The sequence below is a fragment of the Xanthomonas sp. XNM01 genome (assembly GCF_014851915.1).
GTDB lineage: Bacteria > Pseudomonadota > Gammaproteobacteria > Xanthomonadales > Xanthomonadaceae > Pseudoxanthomonas.
This window is the reverse complement of sequence record NZ_JACVAP010000012.1, coordinates 1-2329: the sequence shown is the minus strand read 5'-3', so window position 1 is coordinate 2329 and position 2329 is coordinate 1. Positions and strand designations below refer to the sequence as shown.

Annotated in this window: 2 protein-coding genes; both read left to right on the top strand. The window is 65.8% G+C overall.

What is annotated here, in order from left to right; all coding sequences use genetic code 11:
- On the top strand, window positions 1–1495 hold a 1495-nt coding region (locus IB242_RS20240), incomplete at its 5' end, for a hypothetical protein (protein ID WP_192283771.1).
- Window positions 1492–2052 (top strand): ECF-type sigma factor, encoded by a 561-nt coding sequence (locus IB242_RS20235; protein ID WP_192283769.1) that lies wholly within the window; start codon window positions 1492–1494, stop codon window positions 2050–2052. The genes IB242_RS20240 and IB242_RS20235, both read left to right, overlap by 4 nt.
- Window positions 2053–2329 lie beyond the last annotated feature (277 nt).

Below are 2329 nucleotides of genomic sequence, written 5' to 3'. Positions count from 1 at the left end.
CCGCCGCGGCCATGCGCTGTACCGGCTCGGCCGCCTGGTCCGCCGCCAGCGGTGGGTGATCGCCGCAGGCGTGGGCGTCATCGCCGTCGCTGCCGGCTTCGCCGTCCAGCGCGAGCGCCAGCTCGAAGAAGTCCTGGCCGAACGCAACAAGGCGCAGGCTGTATCCGAGTTCATGCGCGACCTGTTCGCGAGCGCCAGGCCCGACGCAGGCAGGGATGGCGAACAGATCACTGTGCGCGAGGTGCTCGACAAGGGTGCAGCCGATCTCGACCGGCGAGAAAACCTCGACGCCGGGACGCGCACCGCGCTGCGCCTGGCCATCGCCGACGCATACGGCTCGCTGCGGCTCGAGCATCAGTCGCTCCCACTGCTTGAGACGTCGCTGGCTGAGCTCCAGCACAGCGACGATGCGGTACTCAGGGCACAGATCATGTCGGGCATTGCCAACGCGCACGCCAGCGCCGGAAGAAACGCTCAGGCGCTGGATGCACTCAGGCAAGGCATGTCCATGGTCGAAGATGACGACGCCGCGTTCGCCACGTGGGCATCACTGCGCCGCAGTGAACTTTCGAACCTGTCGATCAGCGTGCAGACGTCGCCGGAGACCATCATCGAAGGCTTCCAGGATTTGCTGCAGCGGCTTTCCTCCCACCAGGCACTAAAGCCATCGCCCGAGCTCGGCGAGCTCATGGCGATATCCTGGTCCGGCATGGCCGAAGCCTACGAACGTGCACGACGCGTCGATGACGCCATCGACGCGGTCAGGAAGGCCATGGAGCTCGCCGAGCGCTGGAACGCGCCGGCCCCCACCCGTCTGACCTATGCCGAACGCCATGCGCTTCTCGTGCTCGGCAAGGACGCCGCCGAAGGCGTGCGACTGCTGAAGGCGGTCGACCGCGACCAAGTCAGGCTGATCGGGCCGACCACCGGCAACAGGGCCATCCTGCTCAACCAGATCTCGGTCGGCCTGGAGAGGATGGAACGTCCGGAAGAATCACTGGAGTGGAGCGCGCAGGCGGTCCAGGTGGCACGCGACGCATTGGGAACCGACAACAGGATCTACCTGCAATTGGCGGTCAATCACGCCGTCGGCCTGAACGATGTCGAGCGCCGCCAGGAAGCGCTGGCGGCGGTCGAGGCGGCACTGCCCGGACTGCGTGCTCTCCAGGCCCCTGGCCGCGATACCGTCAACCTCGCCTACGCTCTTTCCCTGCACGCCCGGATCCTGCACGAGACGGGCGGCTCGCTGGATACAGCCCTGGATGAATTGCTCGAAGCCAACCGCCTCATGGAGCCGCTGGCAGCGGAATTTCTCGTCGTCCAGAACGGCATCACCCGCAATCTGGTAAGACTCCGCCTCGCACGCGGGGAGCGGACGCTAGCGCGCTTCCACGTCGATGCGTTCGTTTCCTTGCTGGACGCGACTGCGGTGCCCGATGACGCACAATGGCGCAAGAACGCCCTGCAGTTCGAGCAACTGATTGCTGAACGATGAAAGACACGGATCTCACGCTGTTGCTCAATGCCGCTGCCGAAGGCGACCGCGATGCCGAGGCGATGGCCATCACCCGACTGCATGAGCAACTGCGGAGTATCGCGCGCCAGCAGCTTGGTCGTGGTCCACGAGCCGGTGACCACGGCGTAAGCGCGACCGTTCTGGTCAATGAAGCCTACCTGCGCGTGTTCGGACACGCACAGCCACGCTGGCAGAACCGCGAACACCTGCTTGCCGTCACCGCGCAGGCGATGCGCAACCTGCTGATCGATGACCTCCGTCGCCGCCAGGCGGCGAAGCGTCCCCCTGATGAAGAGCGCCTGCAGCTCACCGAAATCGCCGAATCGCTCGGCGACGAAGTTCCAGCCGACGACCTGCATGACGCGCTCGAGCACCTCAGGCGTCTGGACCCACGCCAGGCGCAGATCGTCGATCTGCGCTTCTTCGTCGGGCTCACCACCGAGGAAACTTCCGAGGTGATGAAGATTTCCACCGCCACCGTGCAGCGCGAGTGGCGGATGGCAAAGGCGTGGCTGAAGCGCGAACTGGAGAGCTGATACCGGACCGCCGATACAACGGCGCCACGCTCACGCCCTGAACGTCGACATGTAGATGACGGCTGGGCGGCGTCCATGCGTCGACCAGCGCGGCTGGGGTGTCCAGAGCCAGCGCTACACTCGCCTTCACCTCCGACGACACGTCAACCTCCGTGACCGACCGTTACCTTGACGCCAAGGCACTGGCGTTCGAAGCCCTGACCCTGTCCGTCGACGCGCGCGAGGCCTTTCTCGCACATCGTTGCGGCGACGACACCGCCCTGCGCGAGGAGGCGCG